Source organism: Virgibacillus oceani, assembly GCF_041521345.1.
In the GTDB taxonomy this organism is placed as follows: domain Bacteria; phylum Bacillota; class Bacilli; order Bacillales; family Amphibacillaceae; genus Virgibacillus_N; species Virgibacillus_N oceani_A.
The window spans coordinates 36,691-60,956 of record NZ_JBGOHB010000017.1; the positions used below are offsets into that span (position 1 = coordinate 36,691).

Annotated in this window: 28 protein-coding genes and 3 pseudogenes; 8 read left to right on the forward strand and 23 right to left on the reverse strand. The window is 36.8% G+C overall.

Features of this window, described 5'->3' with window-relative positions:
• Window positions 1-16: 16 nt before the first annotated feature.
• Entirely contained in the window at window positions 17-850 is an 834-nt protein-coding gene (locus ACDX78_RS13300; protein WP_486028613.1) for an ABC transporter ATP-binding protein, read from the forward strand.
• A 556-nt stretch (window positions 851-1,406) separates the two neighbouring features.
• Window positions 1,407-1,580: pseudogene (locus tag ACDX78_RS13305) on the forward strand (alpha-ketoacid dehydrogenase subunit beta); the annotation flags it as partial.
• Between the two features lie 174 nt (window positions 1,581-1,754).
• On the opposite strand, the gene ACDX78_RS13310 reads toward ACDX78_RS13305, so the two are convergent.
• From ACDX78_RS13310 to ACDX78_RS13370, 13 genes and pseudogenes are all read right to left on the reverse strand, one after another.
• Window positions 1,755-2,315: a hypothetical protein gene (locus tag ACDX78_RS13310; RefSeq protein ID WP_486028615.1), complete on the reverse strand. Its 561-nt coding sequence runs from the start codon at window positions 2,313-2,315 to the stop codon at window positions 1,755-1,757.
• 299 nt (window positions 2,316-2,614) lie between these two features.
• Window positions 2,615-3,418 carry a hypothetical protein gene (locus tag ACDX78_RS13315; protein ID WP_486028617.1) on the reverse strand — a complete coding sequence of 268 codons (804 nt, stop codon included), beginning with the start codon at window positions 3,416-3,418 and terminating at the stop codon, window positions 2,615-2,617.
• A 51-nt stretch (window positions 3,419-3,469) separates the two neighbouring features.
• On the reverse strand, window positions 3,470-3,961 hold the full coding sequence (locus ACDX78_RS13320) for an NUDIX hydrolase (protein ID WP_486028619.1): 492 nt from the start codon (window positions 3,959-3,961) through the stop codon (window positions 3,470-3,472).
• Between the two features lie 17 nt (window positions 3,962-3,978).
• Window positions 3,979-4,525 (reverse strand): annotated as a pseudogene (locus ACDX78_RS13325) (DNA topology modulation protein).
• 102 nt (window positions 4,526-4,627) lie between these two features.
• Window positions 4,628-5,200 (reverse strand): LOG family protein, encoded by a 573-nt coding sequence (locus tag ACDX78_RS13330; protein ID WP_486028621.1) that lies wholly within the window; start codon window positions 5,198-5,200, stop codon window positions 4,628-4,630.
• A 23-nt stretch (window positions 5,201-5,223) separates the two neighbouring features.
• The gene (locus tag ACDX78_RS13335) at window positions 5,224-5,544 is read right to left on the reverse strand and encodes a MazG nucleotide pyrophosphohydrolase domain-containing protein (RefSeq protein WP_486028623.1); all 321 of its coding nucleotides are present in this window, start codon (window positions 5,542-5,544) and stop codon (window positions 5,224-5,226) included.
• Window positions 5,545-5,654: 110 nt separating this feature from the next.
• Window positions 5,655-6,131 (reverse strand): isochorismatase, encoded by a 477-nt coding sequence (locus ACDX78_RS13340; protein WP_486028625.1) that lies wholly within the window; start codon window positions 6,129-6,131, stop codon window positions 5,655-5,657.
• Between the two features lies 1 nt (window position 6,132).
• On the reverse strand, window positions 6,133-6,660 hold the full coding sequence (locus tag ACDX78_RS13345; protein WP_486028626.1) for a GNAT family N-acetyltransferase: 528 nt from the start codon (window positions 6,658-6,660) through the stop codon (window positions 6,133-6,135).
• A 193-nt stretch (window positions 6,661-6,853) separates the two neighbouring features.
• A complete protein-coding gene (locus ACDX78_RS13350; protein ID WP_486028628.1) occupies window positions 6,854-7,240 on the reverse strand; it encodes a VOC family protein in 387 nt (128 codons plus the stop codon).
• A gap of 16 nt (window positions 7,241-7,256) precedes the next feature.
• Complete coding sequence (locus ACDX78_RS13355) at window positions 7,257-7,796, reverse strand: GNAT family N-acetyltransferase (RefSeq protein ID WP_486028630.1); 540 nt, start codon at window positions 7,794-7,796, stop codon at window positions 7,257-7,259.
• A 395-nt stretch (window positions 7,797-8,191) separates the two neighbouring features.
• Complete coding sequence (locus tag ACDX78_RS13360) at window positions 8,192-8,458, reverse strand: JAB domain-containing protein (RefSeq protein ID WP_486028726.1); 267 nt, start codon at window positions 8,456-8,458, stop codon at window positions 8,192-8,194.
• A 172-nt stretch (window positions 8,459-8,630) separates the two neighbouring features.
• Entirely contained in the window at window positions 8,631-9,365 is a 735-nt protein-coding gene (gene erm(A), locus ACDX78_RS13365) for a 23S rRNA (adenine(2058)-N(6))-methyltransferase Erm(A) (RefSeq protein ID WP_486028632.1), read from the reverse strand.
• Between the two features lie 57 nt (window positions 9,366-9,422).
• Window positions 9,423-9,482, reverse strand: coding sequence for an erythromycin resistance leader peptide (locus ACDX78_RS13370; RefSeq protein ID WP_486028727.1), 60 nt, complete (start codon window positions 9,480-9,482; stop codon window positions 9,423-9,425).
• A gap of 332 nt (window positions 9,483-9,814) precedes the next feature.
• On the opposite strand from ACDX78_RS13370, the gene ACDX78_RS13375 reads away from it, so the two are divergent.
• Complete coding sequence (locus ACDX78_RS13375; RefSeq protein ID WP_486028633.1) at window positions 9,815-10,444, forward strand: TetR/AcrR family transcriptional regulator; 630 nt, start codon at window positions 9,815-9,817, stop codon at window positions 10,442-10,444.
• A 5-nt stretch (window positions 10,445-10,449) separates the two neighbouring features.
• Window positions 10,450-11,001 (forward strand): GNAT family N-acetyltransferase, encoded by a 552-nt coding sequence (locus tag ACDX78_RS13380; protein ID WP_486028635.1) that lies wholly within the window; start codon window positions 10,450-10,452, stop codon window positions 10,999-11,001.
• 127 nt (window positions 11,002-11,128) lie between these two features.
• Here ACDX78_RS13380 and ACDX78_RS13385 read toward each other — a convergent pair whose 3' ends face one another.
• Window positions 11,129-11,326, reverse strand: coding sequence for a JAB domain-containing protein (locus ACDX78_RS13385; protein ID WP_486028637.1), 198 nt, complete (start codon window positions 11,324-11,326; stop codon window positions 11,129-11,131).
• 266 nt (window positions 11,327-11,592) lie between these two features.
• On the reverse strand, window positions 11,593-12,069 hold the full coding sequence (locus tag ACDX78_RS13390; RefSeq protein ID WP_486028639.1) for a DinB family protein: 477 nt from the start codon (window positions 12,067-12,069) through the stop codon (window positions 11,593-11,595).
• Between the two features lie 68 nt (window positions 12,070-12,137).
• Between ACDX78_RS13390 and ACDX78_RS13395 the strand changes: the two genes are divergently transcribed.
• Window positions 12,138-12,851 carry an ArsR/SmtB family transcription factor gene (locus tag ACDX78_RS13395; protein ID WP_486028641.1) on the forward strand — a complete coding sequence of 238 codons (714 nt, stop codon included), beginning with the start codon at window positions 12,138-12,140 and terminating at the stop codon, window positions 12,849-12,851.
• 126 nt (window positions 12,852-12,977) lie between these two features.
• Here ACDX78_RS13395 and ACDX78_RS13400 read toward each other — a convergent pair.
• Window positions 12,978-13,324 (reverse strand): annotated as a pseudogene (locus tag ACDX78_RS13400) (JAB domain-containing protein).
• A 544-nt stretch (window positions 13,325-13,868) separates the two neighbouring features.
• On the opposite strand from ACDX78_RS13400, the gene ACDX78_RS13405 reads away from it, so the two are divergent.
• Together ACDX78_RS13405 and ACDX78_RS13410 are read left to right on the forward strand one after the other, a co-directional pair.
• The gene (locus tag ACDX78_RS13405; protein ID WP_486028643.1) at window positions 13,869-14,303 is read left to right on the forward strand and encodes a helix-turn-helix domain-containing protein; all 435 of its coding nucleotides are present in this window, start codon (window positions 13,869-13,871) and stop codon (window positions 14,301-14,303) included.
• 76 nt (window positions 14,304-14,379) lie between these two features.
• A complete protein-coding gene (locus ACDX78_RS13410; protein WP_486028645.1) occupies window positions 14,380-14,526 on the forward strand; it encodes a hypothetical protein in 147 nt (48 codons plus the stop codon).
• Window positions 14,527-14,594: 68 nt separating this feature from the next.
• On the opposite strand, the gene ACDX78_RS13415 is transcribed toward ACDX78_RS13410, so the two are convergent.
• From ACDX78_RS13415 to ACDX78_RS13425, 3 genes are read right to left on the reverse strand one after another with little or no spacing between them, the layout of a single operon-like run.
• Complete coding sequence (locus tag ACDX78_RS13415) at window positions 14,595-15,593, reverse strand: peptidoglycan recognition protein family protein (RefSeq protein WP_486028646.1); 999 nt, start codon at window positions 15,591-15,593, stop codon at window positions 14,595-14,597.
• Window positions 15,593-15,874, reverse strand: a complete 282-nt coding sequence (locus ACDX78_RS13420; protein ID WP_486028648.1) for a phage holin — start codon at window positions 15,872-15,874, stop codon at window positions 15,593-15,595. Before ACDX78_RS13420 ends, ACDX78_RS13415 begins: the two co-directional genes overlap by 1 nt.
• A gap of 12 nt (window positions 15,875-15,886) precedes the next feature.
• The gene (locus ACDX78_RS13425; protein ID WP_486028650.1) at window positions 15,887-16,177 is read right to left on the reverse strand and encodes a hemolysin XhlA family protein; all 291 of its coding nucleotides are present in this window, start codon (window positions 16,175-16,177) and stop codon (window positions 15,887-15,889) included.
• A 386-nt stretch (window positions 16,178-16,563) separates the two neighbouring features.
• Here ACDX78_RS13425 and ACDX78_RS13430 point away from each other — a divergent pair, with 386 nt between their 5' ends.
• Window positions 16,564-17,634, forward strand: a complete 1,071-nt coding sequence (locus ACDX78_RS13430) for an EpsG family protein (RefSeq protein ID WP_486028652.1) — start codon at window positions 16,564-16,566, stop codon at window positions 17,632-17,634.
• A 17-nt stretch (window positions 17,635-17,651) separates the two neighbouring features.
• Here ACDX78_RS13430 and ACDX78_RS13435 read toward each other — a convergent pair whose 3' ends face one another.
• From ACDX78_RS13435 to ACDX78_RS13450, 4 genes are all read right to left on the reverse strand, one after another.
• Entirely contained in the window at window positions 17,652-19,772 is a 2,121-nt protein-coding gene (locus ACDX78_RS13435; protein WP_486028654.1) for a hypothetical protein, read from the reverse strand.
• A gap of 80 nt (window positions 19,773-19,852) precedes the next feature.
• Complete coding sequence (locus ACDX78_RS13440) at window positions 19,853-21,391, reverse strand: phage tail spike protein (RefSeq protein ID WP_486028656.1); 1,539 nt, start codon at window positions 21,389-21,391, stop codon at window positions 19,853-19,855.
• Window positions 21,391-22,092 (reverse strand): phage tail protein, encoded by a 702-nt coding sequence (locus ACDX78_RS13445; RefSeq protein ID WP_486028658.1) that lies wholly within the window; start codon window positions 22,090-22,092, stop codon window positions 21,391-21,393. Before ACDX78_RS13445 ends, ACDX78_RS13440 begins: the two co-directional genes overlap by 1 nt.
• The gene (locus ACDX78_RS13450) at window positions 22,093-24,246 is read right to left on the reverse strand and encodes a phage tail protein (RefSeq protein ID WP_486028660.1); all 2,154 of its coding nucleotides are present in this window, start codon (window positions 24,244-24,246) and stop codon (window positions 22,093-22,095) included.
• Between the last annotated feature and the right edge of the window lie 20 nt (window positions 24,247-24,266).

Genomic DNA, 24,266 nt, shown 5'->3' on the forward strand with positions numbered 1-24,266 from the left:
ACAGGGGGCGTTATTATTGGAATCATTAGCTGCGAAAAACCTGACACTCGGTTTCGGTAACCGCACTATTATAGATGAATTAGATATTTCCATCCCAAAAGGGGAAGTCACCGTATTAATCGGACCAAATGGCTGTGGCAAATCAACATTACTGCGCTCATTGGCGCGTTTATTAAAGCCAAAAGAAGGCTCCGTTGTTTTAAATGGCAAAAATATTGCGAAGATGCGCACAAAAGAAGTGGCACAAAACATGGCTATTCTTCCACAATCACCTGCAACACCAGAAGGATTGACGGTGTATGAGCTGGTAAAGCAAGGCAGACATCCATACCGCAAGATGATGAATCAATGGTCCAAAGAAGATGAGGATGCTGTTCAAAAGGCCTTAGATGATACGAATATGACTGAATTAATGCATCAATCCGTAGATTCCTTATCAGGAGGACAGCGCCAGCGCGCATGGATTGCATTAACCCTGGCACAGGAAACAGATATTATTTTATTGGATGAACCTACCACCTATTTGGATTTAATGCATCAAATTGATGTCCTTGATCTTCTGTTTGAACTAAACGAAAAAGACGGCCGCACGATTGTCATGGTATTGCACGATCTAAACCTGGCCAGCCGCTACGCAGATCATATCATTGCCATCAAAGACAAAATAGTATATGCACAAGGCAAACCGGAGGAAACCATAACAGCTGATTTAGTTGCTCAAGTTTTCCGCATGCGATGCAACATTGCATGTGATCCCATTTTTGGAACGCCAATGTGTATACCGCATGGGAAAGGGAATTGTTTGTTTAAGGAAGTAGAGAATAATAATCCGGTGCCTAAAGCGCTGTAGGGGAATATTAAACCACTGTACATACTTTGTATTCGGTGGTTTTTTTGTATGAATAGATTACAAAAAAGCGTAGTAAAAGCCAACTCTACCCAAGGTTGGCCTTCAATCCTTCAACACACCAACTCTTCATAATATCATCAACAATTCCCCTCGCTTCATGCATATTAGCCCTGAATAAATCGGAAACACTTCCCTAAAAATATTGTATTTGGGAAATTGGTATCGGGTAGTGACACAACACCGATATAATTATGTTAAAAGCATCATCAAAGACTTGATACCATGATCCAAAGCTTAATATCCAAATTAGGAAGTATGAACGCTAATCCCAGATCATTTTAATATGTAAAGCGGTTTATTATAGCTCTATTCGTATTTCAATATTGTGGGATATATTGGGTTAAAGATCCTTAACTTCATCAATATATTCGTTAAGTTCATTTTTCTTTTGAGTTGATGATCCTTTAAATCCATCAATTAATACAATGTTATAGTAATCTAACATTCGTCCAACATTTCTTTTTTATCATCTTCCTTTCTAGAGATAAGAATTCCACCCAGCGGATCTGGAACAGGAGCAGCCGCACAGCATTCTCAAAGTTTGGAAGCATGTGTTGCCCATATCCCTGGATTAAAAGTCGTCCAGCCTCCCCCCTATGATGTGAAAGGATTAATGAAAGCAGCCATAGACGATGATAATCCTGTTATTTTTTATGAGCATAAACTTTTAAGAACACTTGTTACTTCAGTGATGAGATGATATTGATGTTAAAGGCAGTGCCGTAAACTAGATTTTTGATGACATAGCATTTCTGCCAGCTATAGTGAATTAGCTGGATTTTTATCATTTGCTCGTTACCGTAGATGAAATTTAAAAGGTGTTTCCTGCTCTATAAATGATGACTTACTTTTCCCCCACTACCGCTTCAAATGATTTTACTTGTTGTTTCGTACCGAACGAAGACTCACTCCATTCGTCTGTGATCGTTTTATCTTCATTTTCAACCAATAATCGGATACCGTTTGGATCAGCTTTCACATCCTCTAACAGCTTTATATCGATAGGCTCATTATTTTCATCATAAAGCAGCAAATAAATATCTCCTTCATAGGATGTATTTCCGTTATTTTTTATATAAAAATAATTAGTATATGTAATCGAACGGAATGGCGGCCTTATCAGTGGGTCATATTCTGACTTCACCAGCCCGATCATAATGTCCCCATCTGTACTTACACTTCCCGTTTCCCTGGCTGCAAATATTTCTTCCACTAAATCCACTCTTTGTACATAATAATATTTTTGCCCCAGCGGTAATAACCAAGTAAAAAATACGACAAAAAATATAAATAAAACAAAATAACCCTTCATGGACAATCTGCTTTCTTTATTCTTTCTGTGAAAGAGGAAGTCAAAAAAGGCAATGATGAGCAGACCTACTATGGGGACCCAAAAAAACATCATCATATATTCTCCATTAGGAAAAACATTCATATCATAGGTTCTATAATAATAGAAATGGCCAGCAGCAGTTAAAAGTAAAACAATGAGTCCCTCAATTAAATAGTAGTATCTGAGTTTTAATTTTATCCTCCCTCCAAATACTGCGTAGAATATAATTGGCAATAGAATCAGAAGGAAAATAATAAAATAAACCAATCAGCAATCACCTCAATTCATCTTCAAACCATTTTCATGTTTTTTACTCTATTCTTCATCCAAAAGCTATCCTGTTGTAGTTAGGATTTTATGAAAGATTCCTTTCAATTCATATTAAACGTCAATTCACTTGGCAAAAATACATAGTAAGGATTATTCTGTTTATAAAAAATTGTTAAGCTGCTTCCCTCTCTGTATGTATCAAACACTTCTTTGGTTACTTTTACATTAGCCTGAAGCCATTCCTCTCCCACTTCATAATTCAAAGTAAAACTATGCGTTGGTCCATTAAACCTTCCGTATCCAGGCTTACGCTCGACTGCAGCTATTTCCGCCTTCACTTCCTCTTGCTGACTGAAATGGATCTGGAAAAAATGAAGAATATATCCGCCAAAAATAAAAATCACACAAGCGGTTAATAAGAGGTATTTCACCGACTTCAATGTATTTGCAGGCATACGTCTGCGTACAGTACCGGCCCATAGTCTTAGATCATACATCCAATCTGCATTTCTGAAAATTATCATTAAACCTAACATAATCAACAATATTCCCGCTGCACTAAACAAGATTAAGTGAATGACATCAAGCAGAATTTGTCGATTTGTTACAAATCCCCCATTTACCTCATATCCTGAAATTGTATCCCCGACAGGTGTCGACACGATATCATTTTTACTCACTCGTTGTCGAATTACATCGCCATCTATTTCGTTCAGCGTATATGCGTAATATTCAGGAAAAAAACTTAACCTGATTTCACTTTCCTTAGCTCCTATTACGGCTTCGGATTTTTCAAATGAAAATGGATAATAGCTGCTAAAAAATGAAGTTATAAAGATACCAATTAAGAAAATACCTAAAAGTAAAAAGACGGCAGAAACTATCCCTAAGATCCCCTTCTTCAACTTCCTCCCCCTCCCTTACGGCCCGTTTACGGAATAACCTTAAGTTATATTTTATAGGGTCCGATGATTCAGTGAGGCTACATCCTCCACTACAATGTGTTGAGAATGCCGTGGCAATTCTTTGATCCCTTTCTTTAAAAATCCTGGATATAAGGAAACTTCATTCAGCCTTGATATGGGAATCCATTTATAAATCAATCGATTACCCTCCATCCCGAAAAAGGCTTCTTGATTGAATTTGTAATCCGTAATTGAAGTGACCAGGTAATATAAACCGATTTCATGAAAGTTTTTGCCATCATAATTAAAGAAGTTTTCAGAAGACCAAAGGAATCTTTCCACTTTAACATCTATACCTAACTCTTCTTGGAACTCCCTTTGTAGTGCCATATTTGACTCTTCCATGATACCAACCCGGCCACCAGGAAGAGTCCAATGATTATCATTTACATTTTTATGTAAAAGCACATAACCCTTTTGTACCCAAATCCCCGCTACCCGATAATTAAATACTCCTTCATCCGTTTTAAACACCGCGTCCATTATACGCTTCCCCCTGACTAAATTACTCGATTACTGCGCTCGATCATATTGTATAAGGAGCCATCATACTTTTTCCAGGAAATTTTGCATTTTTTTGGGGTCCTTAAGGTGATAATTTGCTTGTCCTCGGACAACTGTTCCAGTCTCTTAAAAATTACTGACTTTTTAGTTTTTGGGTAATTCCATATCCATTTTATAAAATCTAGGTTAACTCTTTCCTTGCAATCAGCTCCCATATCTGGTCTTGTTTTATTTCTGTATTTAATCATTCTTTTAAAAGCCTGGTAAACACATATTGTTCTATGGAGATCAAGAAATATTATTGTATCTGCTACATTAAGCCTTATGTCCATTGTTCCACCATAATTTCCATCAATAATCCATTCTTATTTTTCACTAATTCATTTTGTGTTTTTCTCTGCTCATCCTTTGGAACCCCGGCCCAATTTGGTTTCCAAAATAAAGCATCAAGGTGATAAACGTTTAGTTTGAGTTTGTGTCCCAACTGCCTTGCAACGTTGATTTACCAGAACCACCTGAACCAATAAGGACAACCCTTTTCATATAACCCCACCCTTATTCAACAAAATGGCCCTTATATACACCGCAGAAAAACCAAGTCTTATTCCTGATTAGCGCCCGATTGTGGCAATAAAACACATATTATTAAGTCCATTTCACAGCATAGTTCGGAGTATAACAATCCATTTTTTCTAATAATTCTTTGGGATCCGAGGATACCATTATCATTTCTCGATAATTTTTATTCATAAACCCTTGTTCAATTGTATGATCTAACATGTTGATTAGAGGGTCAAAAAAATTATTAACGTTTAGCAATCCGCAGGGTTTTGCATGATAACCAAGTTGTGACCAAGTAAATACTTCAAACCATTCCTCTAATGTTCCTGACCCTCCAGGCAAAGCAACAAATCCATCAACTAATTCTGCCATTTTTGATTTACGCTCATGCATTGTATTAACTACATGCAAATCCGTTAATTTGTCATGAGCAATTTCTACAGCCTTTAGTTTTTCGGGAATCACTCCTATTACATTACCACCACTGTGTAAAGAAGCATCGGCTAATGCACCCATACATCCGACTTGTGCGCCACCATAAATTAAAGTCTTATTATTGTTGGCTAACTCTTTACCGAACTTTTCTGCATGCTCTATGTAAACGCTGTTTAATCCCGTACTTGACCCACAAAACACAGCAAGATTTTTAATTTCCATTCCAGTCACACCTTCGTTCTTTTTTATCGTTCTAGATATCTATTTGACAGTTTTAATTTATGTTCTAGAAAGATTTCTTCCAAATCGATATCGTATTTATTCGCAATGACGGCTACATTACCTAGGACATCCCCTAACTCTTCTGTTAAATCGCTCTTATTTTCAGCGAATGAACTAGCTTGTTCATCTGGACGATCTCGTCCTATTTCAAGTGCTCTTATTGCTTTAGCGACTTCCCCTGTCTCTTCTGATAGGAAGCCAATACGTACAAAAATATCTAAATCAGCCCAACCTCTTGATTTATAATATTCGGCAATCCACTTTTGAAATTCCTTTGCTTCCATTTAATATTCCTCCCAACTCATACAAAATAAAACGCAAATTATTATTCAAGGCATCTTCAACTAAATGGCCCAATTCTGGCATAACACTGTTCGATTAAAGCGCTCTTTAATTAAACAAGATCATTTAAATGGCATTTTAAATATCCATCAATATCTGGAGAGCCATTTGGATTGTTCAATACTTGTCCTACCCAACTATCTCTTTCAAAACTAAGTACCTTTAAGTCCCAACAACAAGCTATAAGCCCTGTAGGAGTTACATATTCAAAATCAGCAAGATTTTCTTCATGTGAAGCTACATACACATGATGTATTAATTCGTTTTCATTTGTCCACCAATCAACAAAAATAAAGCTTGCACCTTCCCCTTCATGAATGCCGACAAATCCTACTCCGTAGCGATTTTCGGTTATAGCAGGGATCGGTAATATATCCATTGCTATTTCCTTCGCCTTTTCGACGAGCTTTCCTCTAGGACTATCTCCTGCAGACGAAATACCATATACTTTCATTTTCCAATCTTCGTAATTCCATAATTCCAGGAATCTTATTGGTCTAGTATTATATTTACCACTCAAATTAATCAAATCAGTTACCCCCTTTTATAAACCAGAACCTACGTAATAAATTCTTATTTTCATCAATACGATAACTATCCTCTAAACCACCACATGAAATTAATGTTTTCCACGAAGCAATATTATTATCATGACAAACAGCTAAAACTTTATCTATTCCAAGATCATTTGCCTTTTTGAGAGATAAATTAAAAACTTTGTTTGATAAACCTTTTCCCCTTTGCGATGGGCAAACACCATATCCAATATGCCCTCCAAAATCGAATAATTTCTGTGTTAACTTATGACGGATATTCACAACACTTATAATTTTATTATTTTCATCTACAGCCCAATAAGTACTGTTACTTGGAAGCCACTCAATCGGGATATTTAGCCCATTTTCGTAATCGTTTAGTGTTTGGATCATGCATTTAAAGTCATGAGGAGGTACAGATTCAACAAGCCATGGAATACTCTCTTCACCACTATTTTTCCATTCATTATAGTAGTCAATGTATTCTTTTCTAAGATCAATTGTAGGTTTTACAAGTAGCATTTATATCCCACCCCAAAAACAAGTTACAACATAAACTACACAATAAATTTATTCTTATCAATGACTAATGAGTTCCTTTTGAGAAAGATACTGTCTATGACACTTATCCCAGATAATGGCTCTTTTCTTCAACATTGGGGGCTAATCCTTATTAGAGAATTGCGCCCGATTGCTTAAGACTATATTTTTAAATTCATACCTTGGTATGTGAGCCACTTGAACTGTTGATTTCCCCTAATTCAATACGGTTACCATCTGGATCATTAAAAACTGCAATGGTACCCCAATCAAACTTTAAACTCTTTTTTGAAAATTGAACACCACGTTCTTCTAACCTTTCAACAATAGAAGATAGGGATTCAACGTCAAAACGAAGTACAGTAGGATTTTGTTTTCTGGATTTTTCTTGTACTGATCCCACACCCCCTTGCTCAACCATTAAATAGCCGTTTGGAAGTTCAAATGCAACCAATGTTTTTTTTTCGTTTCTCACTTCCAGTTGTAAGACATCCCTATAAAAGGCAATACATTCTTCATAATTTTCAACAAATAATATCATACCAAACTCGTGAAATTGCATATTTCCACTCCCTAAATCAATTCATTAATTTCCCCATTATTACTTGTAAATTACCGTCTGAAATGACAGGGGCAACACTTTTAATAAGTTTCCATCCCTTTTTTCTATACAGATTAATTGCAGGACTATTATCAACTCCAGTTGTTAATATAGAAGTTTTATGACTATTCTTTTCTAAAAGAGAGTCGTGTAATTCGCTTGCAATTCCAAGACGTTTATAAGAAGGACTTACAGCTAATTCAACAAACTCAAAACAGTTATTCAGCCAAGTGTTGATTTCTACTTCCGATAACTGTTCAGCAACTTTTTGCCGATAAAACTGTTTTGGTAAACTTGTGTAACCATATGTAAAACCAACAATATTTCCTTCTCTATCTTTTGCTTTCAGACCTTTAAAGCCTTTATAATTTGTGTGTTTATTTATGTTTTTTATAGCGTTTTCTTTATCTTCACGTGAAAAACCTTTTTCTAAAAATGTCCTACAATATAGTCCCCCAATATCATCTAAATCAGAGTCATTATAGTAAAACTGAATAATTTCTATATTTTCATCCACTAAATATCCCCCAAAATTTTCAAATTTCTATAAACCCACTTTTTTTAACTAAATGTTTTTTAATGCAAGTCTTATTCAATTCTTACGCCCGATTGGTGAATAGTATATATCACCTTTAGAAAAACACGCTTTTAACTATTTGATAAATAGCAACTCCAAGGACAACCCCTGATGTAGTAACCAACCACTTTGGCATTTTACGATTTTGGTAAGTTTTCATTTCGCTCACTCCTTTTGGCAATAAAGCAATGCCCAATTAAATGGCCCGATTGTGGAACAAAGCTCCATCTGGACTCTTTTACTAAACTGCCCGTTAGTTGAACAGGCTTTGAAAAGCTTACTGAATAAAAACAGCTCAATATGCTATGAATCCATACTTTTATTATACATTAATTCTAACAGCCACTGCCAAAACTCACATTTAATAGTAGAAAAAACAAATATATCTTGAAGAAAAAGGGAGTTGTTTCTCCCTTTTCAATATAGCCTCTTTCTTTCAGGCTACTAAAACTGTTATCATTATTTACTACTAAGTGATCAAGCACTTCGATGCCTAGTAACTTTCCAGCCTCGACTAATCTTCTCGCTACATTAATGTCTTCCATCGATGGTGTAATGTCACCACTTGGATGTTGATTCGCAACAACGACATATATAACTATGAAGTCGTAATTGTTTCGTCACTGAAAATGGAGAACAGTTACATACAATCAATAACAAGAATTTCAAATATTGACGATTGTGGAATATAATACATGAACAGAAAAGGTCTAACCAAGCGGCAGGGGGAAAATAAGTTTAAGGGGTTGCTGTCATTAAAGCAACCCCTTAAACTTATTTATTAAACAATTTATAACTATTGAAAAGAGATAAAAATTGTTTAAAATTAACGTTATTTAAGTCATATATTTTTGCATGCTTCAAGGCTTGTCTGAACTGATTTTTAGTAAAAAGAGCGTGATATTCTTTGTTTACCCATCTATAAACAAACGATTGATATTTTTTGTAGTCTTTCTTTAAAATCAATGGCTCGCGGCGTTCAAGAATAATCAATACAGAATCCACACTCGGCTTAGGGTGGAAATACGTTCGTGGCACTTTTGTAAGAATTTTGATATCCATTTCCACCATCAATAGCAAGCCTAAAGTACGTTGCAGGTTTTGCAGCCTTTTCGAAAAACCTTTCTCCACGATAAGATAACTGTATTTTGCCTGGCTTTCAAAAGTAATCTTTTTAACAATTTCGGTACTGATATTAAAGGGGATATTGCCAAATATTTTATAGCTTATTTTTTTTGGGAAGGCAAATTTTAGAATATCCGTATGGATCACTTTTACATTCTCGAAAGGCTCCACCGCTTTTTGAGTGGTTGGACATAAGTTTTCATCAATTTCTATGGCAGTCAACGACCGACTCATTTTGACTATCTCTTTGGTAAAATGCCCTCTTCCTGAACCGATTTCTATTACGTTATCTTGTTTATTGATATCCGTATGATTCAATATTTCTTTTACATGCTTTTTAGAAGTAATAAAATTCTGCGTGTCTTTTGGGTTTTTCTGGTTCATTATAACCTTCTCCTTGCTGGTTATAATGAACTGACTGTAAGCGTTCATTATAACCAATTATTTTTGGTCTGGTTGATAATGAACACTTTTAATTACAAATATAGAAAATAAACCCATACTTTATCTCCTTTCCATTCTTTTCATTATAAAAGAGATAAAGTAAAATCGACTACTGCAATGCTAGCACACATATTTGAGCCCTCCATGACTTGCCTTTTATGCAACTGATTATATCATATTCGTAAACTAATGCTCAAATGCAGGAGGTTCCTAGATTGCATAAATACAATATCTAAATACACCCATTATTCGATTTCTCCAAATTATTTACAAAATAATATTCACAACTCTTGAAACTATACACTCATGTCGTTATAATGTATGCTATAAAACGACATGAGTGTATAGTTTGTTATGTGTCTCTTATCAAGTATTATGGAGGTGGCTTTATGGCACCAAAAGTGAGCGAAGAATATAAAAAAGAGAGAAAAAAAGAATTAGTAGAAACAGCGAAGATGGTGTTTGTCGAGAAAGGGTTTGTTCACACATCTATGCAAGATATTATGGACAAGGCCGGAATCTCAAGAGGTGCATTGTATAGTTACTTTGATAATATTGAAAACGTTTTTCTTGAAGTCTTAAAATACGATGACCAAAAAGACATTCAATATTTTATGCCATCTGATGAAGGTTCAATATGGATGCAATTAAAAAAATGGGTTGAAGAACAGCGTTTATACATTGAGAGAATTGACCAGACATTGCTCTATGCAAGGGCGGAATTCTTTTTGTCATCTAATTACGCAAATGATAAAGGTAATTCTCCTTATATTTTTGAACGCTATAATCAAATTATTAAAGCTATAGAAGAAAAATTAAATGAAGGCAAGCGTAAAGGCGAATTCAGACCCCAACAATCTACTCGTTCTATTGCACGTTATCTTATATCATTTATAAACGGCTTAATGTTGGATACGTTTCAACTGGGACATGAACATACAAAAATAGAGGAACAATTATCCGTCTTGCTTTTCACTTTAGAAGTATTAATTAATCCAAAACCTGTAAATAAGGAGTGATTGTTATGTTGTTTGAATCATCAAGGGTGAGATTAAGAAAAATGACAAAGGAAGATACAGAATTCTATAATAAGTGGAGAAATGATTTGGAAGTGATGCATTCCACCAATCCATCTTTAGATGTTTATCCAATGGAAGAAACGAAAGAATTTGTAAACAATGTAATTTTAGATTCTCCTACAGCCAAAAGCTATATCATGGTTGAAAAAGGAAATGAAATACCAATTGGCATTGTATCATTAATCAATATAGATTATAAAAATAGAAATGCTGAATGTATTATTGACATCGGTGAAAAGGAATATTGGGGGAAAGGCTATGGCTTAGAAGGGTTAAAATTACTGTTGGATTACGTTTTTTACGAAATGAATCTTCATCGAGTATCCCTTAAAGTATTTTCATTTAATGATAGAGCTATTCGTTTGTATACTAAGATCGGTTTTCAACAAGAAGGAAACAGTAGACAAAGCCTGTTTAGAAATGGTGAATGGAGTGACATCATTCATATGGGAATTCTGCAAAATGAATACTTTGAGAAACAAGTAAAAAACGTATAAAAATTGTCCCGTCATAATAATGAGGAACAGTAATGGAATAAGTATTGGAGGACAACAAATTTAAATGTAATAGATTGAATACTTAACAAATATATACTGAAGAAAAAGGGAGGACTATTTCTCCCTTTTAGATATAACCTCTTTCTTTCAGGCTAGTAAAACTGTTATCACTATTTACTACTAAGTGCTCAAGCACCTCAATGCCTAGTAAATTTCCAGCTTCGACTAATCTTCTTGTAATGTTAATGTCTTCCATCAATGGTTTAATGTCACTACTTGGATGCTGATGTGCAACTATTACACTTGCTGCGTTATTAAGTGTCACTGAAAATGGAGAACAGTTACATACATTTTAAGAAGTTTCTCCTGATTTCAACTTAAAATATATCAGGCATTTAAATTCATGTATAGAATGATGACAGTATGTTTTCTGTATATCAAAAGACCATCAACATACTGCCGTGTATAAAATGGTGTATATTTTAGGTCTTTTGATCATGGAACTTATTTAAGTAAAGCAAGAAACAGAGACTGTTATGAAACAGTAGAGCTCTATTACAGAAAATTATGTTCTATCAGTATCGATATTTATTAATCCCATATATTCGGTATTTCAATTCCTGCTGTACGTAAATAATCAAGTAGTTGTCCAGTATGAACCGACTCATGATAAGCAATTCGTAATAACATGTCTCCAAGTGTTCTCACATAACCTACGTCTGAACGATCTATGTACATATTCTCTAAATCACTTTTGCTTATTGTCTTAATGTAGTTCAAGAAACTTTCTCGATAAGGTTGAGAAAATGCAAGTTCATCATCCACCGTTGTAAATTTCTTCCTTTCAAAAGGATTAGCTAAATTAGATATTCCTTCACTACCCCCTCCTACAAGAACTTGATGATAAAGATATTCCCCTTCAATGACATGCCTTATCATTTCACTACACGTCATTGCTTCTGAATCTGGACGCCAGGACAGTGTTTCATTGGGAATTGATGTCCATACCTTTATACTTCGACGGCGAACCTCTTCAAAATTTAGAACAAGTAAATCAGTTACATTCATTTTTCTATCTCCTTTCAAATTGAATTAATATTATTGTATCACGTAAAAACTTCGGCTATAATCGAACTATGAATGTTTATGGGGGGATGACAATGGGAAATAGACCAGATTTTTCATATGTCGCAAAACTAATGGCTGATTCATCAAGAGCCGCCATGTTGGATGCTCTTCTTGGACTTGACGGTCTTCCAGCAACTGAATTAGCAAGGAAAGCAAATGTTTCATTGCAAACAGCAAGCGGTCATTTATCTAAATTGGTTGAAGGTGAACTGGTTTGTGTAGAACAACACGGTAGGCATCGCTACTTTCGTCTGGCAAGTACTGATGTTGCCCAAGCAATAGAAACGTTGACAGTCATCGCACCCCCTGCACGTATTAGTTCTTTGAAGGATTCTTCACGAGCAGAGAAAATTAAAATTGCTCGCACTTGTTATGATCATTTGGCGGGGAAACTCGGAGTAGCTTTAACTGGAGCTTTCATTGAAAAAGGATATCTAGTTGAGGCTCAGGATGATTATATTGTAACGGATAAGGGAGAAACTTTTTTTCATGAATTCGAAATCGACCTTTATTCTTCACGTAAAAAAAGAAGGCATTTTGCTAGAAAGTGCCTGGATTGGAGCGAAAGGCGTTATCACCTTGCAGGTTCATTGGGACATGCTGTTTTAATGCGGTTGTTTGATTTAAACTGGATTGAAAACCTCCCTGATCGAGCTGTAAAGATTACAAAAGTGGGTGAAAAGGGATTTGAATCTTTGGGTATTACGAAGAAGCAGTTGTAATATAGGATAAATCGGGTGCTTCCCTTCTTTAAGAATAGCACCAGTTATTGAAATAAGAACTATACTTGGATTAGTCTATATTTCTTTTAAAGATATATCTTGAAAAAAAGGAGTTATTTCTCCCTTTTAAGTATAACCTCTTTCTTTTAGGCTAGTAAAATTGTTATCACTATTTACTACTAAGTGGTCAAGCACTTCGATGCCTAGTAGTTTTCCAGCCTCGACTAATCTTCTTGTAACATTAATGTCTTCCATCGATGGTTTAATGTCACCACTTGGATGCTGATGCGCAACAATGACACTTGCCGCATTATTAAGTATTGCTGACTTAAACACTTCACGTGGATGAACGAGCGAGGAATTTAACGAACCAACATGACAACGATGAACTGCGACAACATTATTTTTCGTATTTAAACAAATTACACAAAAAACACTTCACGATCATCACGACCAATGAAGCGAGACGCTATCTTTGCACCATCGTCTGGGCTATGAATAATGTAATTAACGTTTCGTCATTGAAAACAAAAAAGCTTTTGTCCTAATGCGAACAAAGCCTTTAATATCAAGAGCTTCCAAGCGGACTTGAACCGCTGACCCCCACCTTACCATTTACAGGCTAATAGCTTTATCGGGCTTTAATTGGTCACACGCCACAATAACAAAAGCCATAAAAACAAATTAAATGTTAGCCAATATTATGGGATTATAACTCTTTCGTTAGAACGCTGTTAGAAATAATTAGATGGGGTTTGATAAATATGAAACTAAAATGGATAATAGACTGCCGTATATTCAAAAAGCATAGATACAGCTTTTATGATGATCGTTGTATTGTATGCGGTAGATTGAGCACAAAAAATAAGTATTTTAAATAAGCCTGAGAGGGCTTTTTCTTTTTGCGAAAATAAATTTAAAAGAAATCAATAAAAGTACTTGCATTATTGTAAGTAGTGTTATATAATATAATTAACAAAGAAAACAAGGGAGGGAACAAAAATAAAAGAAAACATCATGAAGCTGCTAGAATCAGACATGACCGCTTACCGAATAAGTAAAGAAACTGGAGTTTCGGAAAGTCAGTTGTCGCGAATGAAAAACGGTGAAATTGAAGTAGGAAGAATCACGCTGGACAATGCAATAAAATTAAACAATCTATGGGAGGAATTGAAAATGAATTTTTTAGTGACTGGGTACAAGGTAGAAACTTTTGAAAATGTGGCGGGAATGGAAATGCAGGAAGAAAATCTTATTAGTGAAGCAAAGTACAACACAGCTACACAAGCAGAGGAAGCTGCTAAAGAACTTTACGAGAAAGGCGCTGATCACATCGAGATTGTCCATTTGGGCGGCAAAGATCACGCTGTAAGGTACTGGAATCCACGAGAAGGCGTTGCCGCTACAGGTGTAAACTGGACTAAAGAATTTGAAGCGGGCTATCAAGTATAAAAAGAGGGCAGGCGCAAGCCTCCCTCCCACTTAAAACATTTGATATTTTAATTATAACATATTGGGAGGAAATAAAATGAACAAAACAAGAGGGTTTTTATATACATTAGCTAAAATTCTTGGGGATATAAACGCTGTTAAAAAAGGAAGAGTTGGCAGGCGTATCGGTAGGCGTGTAGCTGGGAAGATTACAGGCAGAGGGTTAGGTAAATTATTTAAATAGAATAAAAAAGCCCAGGTTTTCTACGCCTGGGCTTTAAACATTCAAAAACATGAAAGAAGCATTTAACTTTAACTTATCGTAGCACTTGTACCTTTAACAAAAATATTACGCTTGCCTCGTCCGGTATTGATCGTAACCACTCCCGGATAAGGCTCATCTAAAATGTCATACGTGAGACCTCCGAACGCCGCCGGAGTTAATGACCAATCAGAATTCTTTTTAACCGGCTGGACGTTTAACTTATACGTTCTCCAGGTATTGGCCGTAGATGGTAAATGTACCTGCTTTTTGCCGCTTGAACTAACCTCCCTTAACTTTTTAATCGTAGCAGGTCCCGGCCTACCATAAAAATTACCGCTTGGAGAGCTTAATTCATGTGTACGCTGGAAAGCCTTTGTGGCTGTTAGTGTCTCACCTCCAAAATGACCATCAGCACCAAAACGTGGCAGGTTATGGCCAGCATTAATTAATCTTTGCTGATATTGTTTAACAGTTAATCCAGCATCACTAATTGCTTTTGTAGCATCAGCATACTTTTGCGAGTTACTCATATTGTTCCAGGAAGATGTGCTGCTGCTGGATCCTGAAGAACTGCCGCCTGACGATCCGCTCAGTTTATTTCGAACCGCATTCATACTTATTCCTGGGCAGGTATTTGTAGAGTGTTTATACCTTGATGTGTCAGCAAATTCATTGTGGCCAAGCACATCACTTACTTTTAAATTAAACCTTTCCATTGCAGCCTTTGCACGTTCTTCAAAAGCTTTTTCCTGCTTTGAAGTAAAATTACTATTACCTACCACACAAATATGGTACGTGCCTGTATTATGATCGCCCACGCCGTTTGTAATTACGTTATCAGCATATGCTTTTTGGACAGTTCCATCACGCAGAATAACCTCATGATAACCGGATGTAGACCATCCTAGTGTATTGGTGTGGTAGCTTGCAAACGACTCTGCATTACCGCTGTTTGTTGCGCTGTGGTGCCTTGCTATTTTAGTTATTTGCGATACGTTGCGTTTGCTGGAACCACCTGGCATTTTATTTCTGACATCTTGTACCATTATTTATCCTCCTTCTTAGGTTTTTGATAAGATAAAGCTTGACGGCTGTCTGACCACCCTGAAACAGTCGGATCAGTCAATGAGTTATAGACACTGACGATCACAAGCACCAACACGTAAGGATTGCTTACAGCTTCAAACAATACATTTCCAACCATGCCCCAATTTGTTAAATCCTCCACCGTGATACCCATATAAGCTAAAATGGGCACAAAAATAGCCAGCACCAGCTGACTTATAAACACGGGATTGCTAAATCTTACTTTCCAGTTAATTTTCATATTTCATCCCTCCTAAAATATATTAGCAATGGCAATACCGACAATGCCGGCAACCACTGCAGTAATTAAAGCTGTAATAAAAGCACCTGTGATCTTACGCCTTATCCAATTTGTATCGTCTTGTATCGCTCGCAAGGTGTCTTGCAGGGATATGATTTTTCCGTCCTGCTTGACGTCGTTTAATTTCAAGTTATCGACATCTGTCTTCAACTGGGATTGACCCTGCTTAAGATCGTTTATGTCCTGCTGCACTTTCTCCTTCCAGACATCCACAGTGTCCACATCCTCTTTTTGATTTGGCATAGCGACCCCCTACATTTCTGACATTAAAAAAGGAAGCCTGTAAGCTTCCTGTATTTCCCCATATAAAAAAGCATCTCGTGTGAGATGCCTACAAATAACGTTTGTGATGGTTTATTTTTTTAATTAACTTGTTTCTCATGCTAATATCAATGCAATCTTTATATAGTGCATTTAGATAAGAAATTCTGCACTTGCGAAACAACCTAACCATTGACTTCCCCTCATTTAAACTTTTTCAATATTATATCATATAAAAGGACATCAACATCCGTCTTTTACATATTTATTTACAACAATATAACAAATAAGTTAAAAACATATTTCAAACCTCTCTTTTAAATGGTATAATCTTCCTAGATTTATTATTTAGAAGGGAAAAGAAACTAATGATATTACTGTACTTAGCCACATTTATTATAATTGTGTTTACCGCTGCCTTTAAACAAAACACGATTATAAACAATAAATACAACAATAATGCGTTATTATTTTTCTTATTTATATTATTTTCTGTCTCCATATACCACTTAGAAATACAAGCGACCCCTGACCTTAGTAATTACTTTAATAGGTTCTGGCGGTTAGAAGGGATTCAATTTACAGAACTTAATTTTAATTTTGGAGAAGAACCTTTGTTTGATTTATTGCAATGGCTTATCGTAAACACTACCGGTTCTTTCAATTTTTTCTTAGTTACTGCATGGCTAATTATCTTTTTAAATATAACTTTCTCTGTTAAAAGGATGTTCCCGGCTAATTATATCTTGTTCGTCTTATTCTCTTTTTCATGCTATTTTATATTTTTTTCCTATATCCTTAACACAATGAGACAAGGATTAGCCATCAGTTTTATTATTTTAGCAATTTCGTTGCTAATCACAAATAGAGATAAAATGCTGTTTTATCTGTCCATAGTAGCTGCCCCTTTGTTTCACATTTCTGCTTTACCAATTTCTGTTGTACTCTTAATCACAAGATTTTTTGATGTGAAACTAAAGTATATATTAACAGCTTGGGTAGGTGCAATTTTTCTTTTTGTGACTAATTTAAATTCATTATTGTTTTCAAGATTCAATCACACTTTAATGGATTCTTACACCTCAGAAGGTGTATTATCAAGCTATTCTTCAACAAATAGATTGGATTTTCTTTTGTTCAGCGTTTTTTTCGGTGTGCTTTTTTTGCTGGCTTCTAAATTCTTTTTCAATCACCAAAATAAAGAGTACAGCGAATTAATAAAATATTACTTGATTCTGAACACCTACTTTCTCTGCCTTGGTTTCATCGGTTTTAGCGATAGGGTTGCCTCTTTCTCGTGGATGCTAATACCTATACTTATTTGGAAAGTAGTTCCAGAAACCACAAACGCGAGACTAAAATCTCTTGTCATAATCACTTCATTTTTGATTAGTTCTTTTTTGATAGGAAGTATGGACATTATCTTAGGGGCTTTATAGCCTCTAAGCACACCTTTTTATCTATAATATTCACTATCAACATAGTATTCCCGTAAGAATAATAATCCATTGTAACCACCGCCTGAACGGGATATAACATTCCCTTGTCCGATTAAAGTTAAGTCCTCTACTATATCAGTTGGAGAGGGTACACCGTCGAACTCACTATTATAAATTTTCATTGGATTACCACCCCTAAAAGGACCGTTTATAAGGGAGTTTCTGAACGTTACAACGCCGGCATCTTTATTCATTTCTCCTTGACTTTCAAACCTAATAATGTGTGATCCTATTATCTTCCCGCTATCGACAAGGGTAGGGTGCATAATAATATCTACACCCGTGCAATTAATGACTTCAAAACTTATTGAGTCTTCTTCACTTTCCAACTCCGTTTCATCTAAACCGTATAAAAGTACATTTTCAATACTTTCAAGCTGCAAGTTTAGTTTATCGGTATAACTATCTCTTTTAGATAGAAAAGTAGTGACATTAATTGTCGCATTATCTACACTTTTTACATTTTTTATTAAAACGTTTTTGAATCGTTCCATCGGAATGCTTGGAACCGGATAAGCGTTTCGTATTACGTGAATAGGCTGTCCAGCACTATCCATTTTGATGTTATCAATTAATACACTTTCCGGACTGCTAATTACTTCTTCCCAATCAAAACCGTCCTGGATATGTCTATATATAATGTCAAATCTATTAAAACCTGACGTTAAATAAGCTTCGACATTCTTTATTACCACGACCCCTCGTAAAGACGGTGTGTCGTGTCTTATAGATAGAATTGCCGATCCAGTGTAGGATTTTATATTATCGATTTTTATATCTTTTCCAGCGAATTGAATTAATCCGATTACCGTTAGATTTTTAATTATATAATTATTACCCCAATGCGAATCAATGTCCGAATAAATGCCACCGTCAATAATGACGTTTTTAGCATGTCTGCCAGTAATAGCATGCCTACAATCGGTTATTTCACAATTGTTAAACCTAATATTACAAGACCTACCAACACTAATTCCGTAGCCGAGATCATCGGGATTTGCCCCGCTTCCTTTGACGTTTTCAAAAAAAACATTTGCAGCATCGACAGTTCTAATCATTGTTGCTATACCTAGATTTGTTTTGTTGATAATATTAATATCTCTTAATAAAACATCACTTCTATTAATAAGCATAGCCCGTCTGTCTGCTTTCTCTTCACCATTATAAATAAAATTAAAACCTTCTATTGTCAGTACATGATCTTCTTTTTCTATAAAATAGCACTCAAAAATTCCACTTTTATCTGAATAAGTGGTGTCAAGCGGAGGGTAAATCCCTCCCTCATTATCAATTAAGACAGATGCTTCAGCCTTTTGATATTCCGGATTAGTTGGATTATTTCTTTTAATAAGTCTTTCGTTGGATCGAATAATCCATGTCGCTCCGCGTTCAGCAGGTAAACCTTCTACCTTTGTGCTACCTTCGTATAGCCCGGTCAAGCTATCAGCATCAATATCAACTTTCGGTTTATTTGACATAAACTCAAAAGCATATCCATTATCATTCGTGTTTAAAATAATATTTCCCGAGCAAGTTATAGAGGTATAGCACTTTACTGTTCCGTTTATTTTATAATCATAATTTGGCATATATAGTGATAAGCCGTTGTCTCGCGCATAGTCTGATATAGTTTGTAGTGCGTTCGTGTCATCGGTCACGCCGTCTGCTGCAGGTTGGGATAATGGCACTGGTGGTTGCATCACATTAATACTTCTTTCGTTTAAGTTAGTTTCTGCTTGCATCAACTGCGAAGTAACATCATCTTTAAATCCAGTCCATTCCGGCTGCAAATTCCTTATTGTTTCATCCAACCTCTGTTCAAAATTCTCATTAATTAAACTGCTGTCAAAGGCTTCATCAAGTAAATTTTGAGTAATTTCATATGCAGCTTCAGCGCTTATTTTAGCTTCCCTGGAAACAATGCTTGATATTTCTTCTGCTCTTGCCATTGCCTCCCGGGTAGCTATGCCATGCTGCTTTTCACGTACTTGTTTTGTATAATTTGCAACTCTGGGATCTATCTTGCTTTTATCATATTCAGGATTTGTTGGGGTTATCGGACTCGGATCCCTGTACATTAATACCACTCCTTGCTGTCCATTTTTCTTTCAGTATTTGCGCTCGTTTGCGTAATCCTGCCGACTGTTCAACTAATAACCTAGCCCTCGTTTCCTTCATTTTCCAACGCCTCCACACGGCTTTTTAGATCGTCAAGATTAATAGTATCCGTGATTGTGATTAAGCCTAGTTTAGCCTTTAAATCATCTAAATTAATGCTGTTTGTAAGTGCGATTAGATTTAATTTTGTCTTGTCCGCAGCGCTCATAAGTCCGTCTTCTGACTCCGTAGCTGGGTCATAGTCCGGTATGGCATCTACGGCATCTATTAAATCGCTGACAGCGCTGTTTAAATTGTTGATTGATTCTTCCAGCGCAGGGATGTCTGCATCTCCAATATTTTCATTAATTTCCTCTAAAATATCGTCCACGTTGTCCATTTCCTGCCGGATCGTTGCCATCCGTTCTGATTGCCTACTGACAATTTGTTCTAAATCATTTACTTTACGAGCAGACCGGTTGGCATCACGCTGATATTCATTTAAAGTTTTAAATTTGTCACCGATTTTTAAAGATGCATCTTGCGGGCTGTTTATATTTGTTGTTTTTCCAATAATCCTGAGACTTTCGTCTATCCCCATCACAGGATTATTGACAGGGTGACTGTTGCCAACGCCGAAATAATCAATGTCAAGACCAATTAAAAACAAGTCAAGTGCGGTTATTTCGTATTGAGCGTGTATTACTTTTTGTTCATCTAGCCAGTTTTGCCCGGCATTATAAAGCCTGTCTGGCAGCGTTATATCGTTCCAAGTGACCGATCCGCCTTGTATGCCGAACTCTGAGATTAAATCCGGTCTGTCGATATAAGGAATGCCGTTGTTCACTTCCTTGATTGTCAGCCTAGCCTCTGATGCATCTGTCGCTTCTTCATCTTCTGATTCGATCCGTTCTCCCAACGGTGTTAATCTGGTTATTATTTCAGTAGGATCAACGCTCCAAGTCATGCTTTTAAGATTCTTTGCTATTCTGATTTCTGTCGAGCTGTCACCGCCGATGCGCTCCAAGACATCCAAATAACGGATGCCGTTTTCTTTTCTTATTTGCAGTTCTCCGCCAACGCGATCAAGTATTTTGTCCTCTATTTCCTCAAAGGTATCTGATTCAGCAGATAGATAGACATACAAATTGTCTGTAGAAGTGGTTACTTCCATCACACCCGGTTCAAATCGTTTATAATCTTCAACCTGTTGATTGTGGTAATCGAGAATTGTTTCAAATAATTCTTGCGGCGTTCCTCTAAACTCCATATGCCGCTGTTGCGAGTCATGCAGATATCCTAGTTCCCCCTCACACTCATATTCGTAAGTGTGCAGCCCATCGTTTCCCATTTTAGAAGTAGGGCTTAACACACGCCCTTCAAATTCGTATACGCCTGTCTTGGTGTTAAGCACATTTACAAGCGTTTTGAGTGGCTTTAAATTGCCATGCGCAGGGTTATTCTGAAAAAAAGATATATTAAAAGAGTCAATCTTATTAATCTCTTTCTTAATTGACCCTGTTTCTAACTTCAAATTATTTACATTTGGATTGTGGATTTCTATTTCGTTATCGCCATTTATTATTGTTACCTGGTACATCAAATCAGCTCCTTATAGAACTCAAATGATATGGAGCCGTTACCTTCAATTACTAAGTCATTTTCGCCCGGATTTAAGACAAAATCCCTGCTTTGACTTTCGCCAGACGGCACATTAAATGTCCTATTGCCTATCCTTAAAGTCATGCTGTTAGATGCTGTTATCTTAGGTGTCAAAGATGGTTTACCGACATTGTACAAAGTCACTTCAAGAGTGCCATTTACATTAAATTCAACCGGCTGTAACACATCTAGTTCAAAATTTATTTTATCCCAAATGTCGTGACCTTCTTTTAACTCGGAAATCATAAAGGGATAAGCGGTAAAATTTGCTGTTAGCACTCCTGTTTGCCAGTCCTCCGCAAATGACTGTCCTTCTACCTCTGCTAAAAAGTAATAGCCGGGTATGGCATCATCGTAGAGCCTTTTCTTCCCACTTCCAGACATAAGCCAATTGACTATTTTAGTCTTTTTTATGCTCATCCTGTCTTTTGTGGTATCCCAAATATTAAACAAATAAGTTAGTGGTCTCGGATCGTATGCCTGTGATCCGTATAATTCCGAAAAATCGTATTCCTCGTTGGAAAAGGGTACTGCTACTTTTATTTTTTTCTTTTCCGGTATTCCAATTTCCTTACCGGGAGCCATCATAATCCCAAAATCCCGGTATGAGTGTTTGCCGTCAAACGTTATACCATGCATTTACGTAGCCAGCCCCCTTTCCAGTCTTCTTACTCTGATCCCGCCTTCTTCGTCGGTGTAATCGCCTGTAACCGATGCAAACGTCTTGCCGTCCACCTGCATTACTTGACCATCCTTGACCGCTTCTATTAGTTCAGACATAAGTGATTCTAGCCTGTCAGATGTGCTTGCTTGAGCCTGTGGCGTATTGCCTGCCCCTGCCCTCGCATTGCCGTTTGGCAGCGCCAGCAGATGTGACATTTTCTTTTGCACTTCGCCCTCGGACGCTTCTATAGAGTGCGATATCGGACCATCGAAATTCAACTTATCAATGTCTTTTAACGGTCCTTCTTTTGCCGGGGAAAACGGTAGAAAGTCCCTTACTTTATCCACCACTCCACTTATGGCATCGGTCACTTTGCTTACCGCGCCTTTAATCCCGTCAGCTATACTTGTCACGATGTTTTTCCCAGCTTGCAGAAAACGACTGCCAAGCCCCATCACAAATGAGACCATATTATTAAATGTGCTACGAATATTAGAAAAGATATTAGATACATTAGACCGTATGCCCGATACCATATTGCGGAAAAATCCAAGTACAGAACTTACAATGTTTGACACTATATTTGTGATTGTAGACATGATGTTAGAAAATATGCTTCTTATATTTCCGCCTAAACTTCTGAATAAATTCATTCCAGCTGATGCAAAGTTTTTTATTAAAGCTAATCCTCTTCCAATCAGTGTTAAATTAATCAGATTCCATACAAATTCTAGCGCGCCGGAAAGTAGCTGTTTTATACCTTCCCAGAGGCCTTCCCAATCGCCAGTAAAGAGCGAGGAGAAAGTCTTTATTAAACCCATAATTACGTTCAGCGCTCCGTTAAAAATGCCCTGTATAACGCCCCACACCATTTCTACAATGAATTGTATTGCCGGCATGACCGTTTCAATTATCGACTGGATAAACGAAAAGGCGTTTTGTACGGCTTCCATAATTTGCGCGCCGTTTTCTTGCCAAAATTCCTGCAATTGAGTGAGTTTTTCTTGCACAAATGGGACGACATTAGCAATCACTTGTTCTATTATTTCGCGAACCGCTGTGAAAATAGTTTGCACCGTTTCCCAAATACTCATAAAAACTGTCATGAAATTTTCTACCAAAGCCTGCCCGCGTTCCTGCCATAATTCGAGTAAAAACTGCCATGTTTCTTGTAAAAATTCGACAACGTTCGTAAATACTTCCTGTATCTTCTGCCATATTCCCGTGAAGGTTTGTTGGTTGCTTTCAAAAAACGTGGAAAGCCACCCTATGGCCGTTTGTATCCAGCCTGTCAACGTCGAAAATACGCTACTCACCACATCAAAAACAGTGCTAAATACCCCTTGTATCATGGGCATATTATCTATAATCCAGTCCATCATCGTTTGAAAGGCTGGCATTAATTGCGATAATATTTGTTGGCTAAAAGTAGTAAATGAGCGTTTCAAATCATCCCAAGTATCTTGAAATTTTTCGGATTGTCGCAGCGTGTCCTCGCCGATGACTATTCCCAGTTCCTCCGCCTTTTTTTGTGCATCTTCCATAGACAGCGCGCCGTCTTGTAAAGCAGGAAGCAAATCGCGCGCCGTACGCTGTCCGAATATCTCTGTAGCCATATTTACCTGATCTTGTTCGCTTTCCAGTTCAGACAGGCGCTTTATAGTATCTGCAAAGGCTTCTTCCGTGTTCATTGTGCCGTCGCGCACATCGTCCATATTTACGCCTAATTCTTTTAGCGCATCGTTGTATTTTTCGTTGCCGTTTACAGCTTGTCCTAGACGTTGGTTAAATCGGCCTACGATCTTTTCCATGTTTTCATGTGACATACCGTTTTGCGATGCCCAATAGTCCATTTCTTGGTATGCATCTGTGGACACCCCAAGACGCGCAGAACCTTTTGCTATATCGTCAAATGATGATGTTACCTTGTTAACCATTGCAAAGGCAGCAGTACCTGCGGCAGACATAGCACCGCCAATTATTAAGCCTGCTTTTCCTACCTTTTTAGCAGCACCGCCTATGCGTGAGCCTAGACCTTGCGCTTTGCTGTCTACGTTGTCAAGGCTTTTTTCGGCTTCTTTACCACCTTTTAAGTCGATCTTTGCCGCTAGACTAAATAATTGAAGCATTTACCCACCTCCCTATTTTG

Coding starts and splice junctions, on each gene's coding strand:
- ACDX78_RS13310 (WP_486028615.1), bottom strand. CDS start 2,315: ATGATGTTTTTTTGGGTCCCCATAGTAGGTCTGCTCATCATTGCCTTT.
- ACDX78_RS13320 (WP_486028619.1), bottom strand. CDS start 3,961: ATGGACGCGGTGTTTAAAACGGATGAAGGAGTATTTAATTATCGGGTA.
- ACDX78_RS13330 (WP_486028621.1), bottom strand. CDS start 5,200: ATGGAAATTAAAAATCTTGCTGTGTTTTGTGGGTCAAGTACGGGATTA.
- ACDX78_RS13335 (WP_486028623.1), bottom strand. CDS start 5,544: ATGGAAGCAAAGGAATTTCAAAAGTGGATTGCCGAATATTATAAATCA.
- ACDX78_RS13345 (WP_486028626.1), bottom strand. CDS start 6,660: ATGCTACTTGTAAAACCTACAATTGATCTTAGAAAAGAATACATTGAC.
- ACDX78_RS13350 (WP_486028628.1), bottom strand. CDS start 7,240: ATGCAATTTCACGAGTTTGGTATGATATTATTTGTTGAAAATTATGAA.
- ACDX78_RS13375 (WP_486028633.1), top strand. CDS start 9,815: ATGGCACCAAAAGTGAGCGAAGAATATAAAAAAGAGAGAAAAAAAGAA.
- ACDX78_RS13380 (WP_486028635.1), top strand. CDS start 10,450: ATGTTGTTTGAATCATCAAGGGTGAGATTAAGAAAAATGACAAAGGAA.
- ACDX78_RS13390 (WP_486028639.1), bottom strand. CDS start 12,069: ATGAATGTAACTGATTTACTTGTTCTAAATTTTGAAGAGGTTCGCCGT.
- ACDX78_RS13395 (WP_486028641.1), top strand. CDS start 12,138: ATGAATGTTTATGGGGGGATGACAATGGGAAATAGACCAGATTTTTCA.
- ACDX78_RS13405 (WP_486028643.1), top strand. CDS start 13,869: ATGAAGCTGCTAGAATCAGACATGACCGCTTACCGAATAAGTAAAGAA.
- ACDX78_RS13410 (WP_486028645.1), top strand. CDS start 14,380: ATGAACAAAACAAGAGGGTTTTTATATACATTAGCTAAAATTCTTGGG.
- ACDX78_RS13415 (WP_486028646.1), bottom strand. CDS start 15,593: ATGGTACAAGATGTCAGAAATAAAATGCCAGGTGGTTCCAGCAAACGC.
- ACDX78_RS13420 (WP_486028648.1), bottom strand. CDS start 15,874: ATGAAAATTAACTGGAAAGTAAGATTTAGCAATCCCGTGTTTATAAGT.
- ACDX78_RS13425 (WP_486028650.1), bottom strand. CDS start 16,177: ATGCCAAATCAAAAAGAGGATGTGGACACTGTGGATGTCTGGAAGGAG.
- ACDX78_RS13430 (WP_486028652.1), top strand. CDS start 16,564: ATGATATTACTGTACTTAGCCACATTTATTATAATTGTGTTTACCGCT.
- ACDX78_RS13435 (WP_486028654.1), bottom strand. CDS start 19,772: ATGTACAGGGATCCGAGTCCGATAACCCCAACAAATCCTGAATATGAT.
- ACDX78_RS13440 (WP_486028656.1), bottom strand. CDS start 21,391: ATGTACCAGGTAACAATAATAAATGGCGATAACGAAATAGAAATCCAC.
- ACDX78_RS13445 (WP_486028658.1), bottom strand. CDS start 22,092: ATGCATGGTATAACGTTTGACGGCAAACACTCATACCGGGATTTTGGG.
- ACDX78_RS13450 (WP_486028660.1), bottom strand. CDS start 24,246: ATGCTTCAATTATTTAGTCTAGCGGCAAAGATCGACTTAAAAGGTGGT.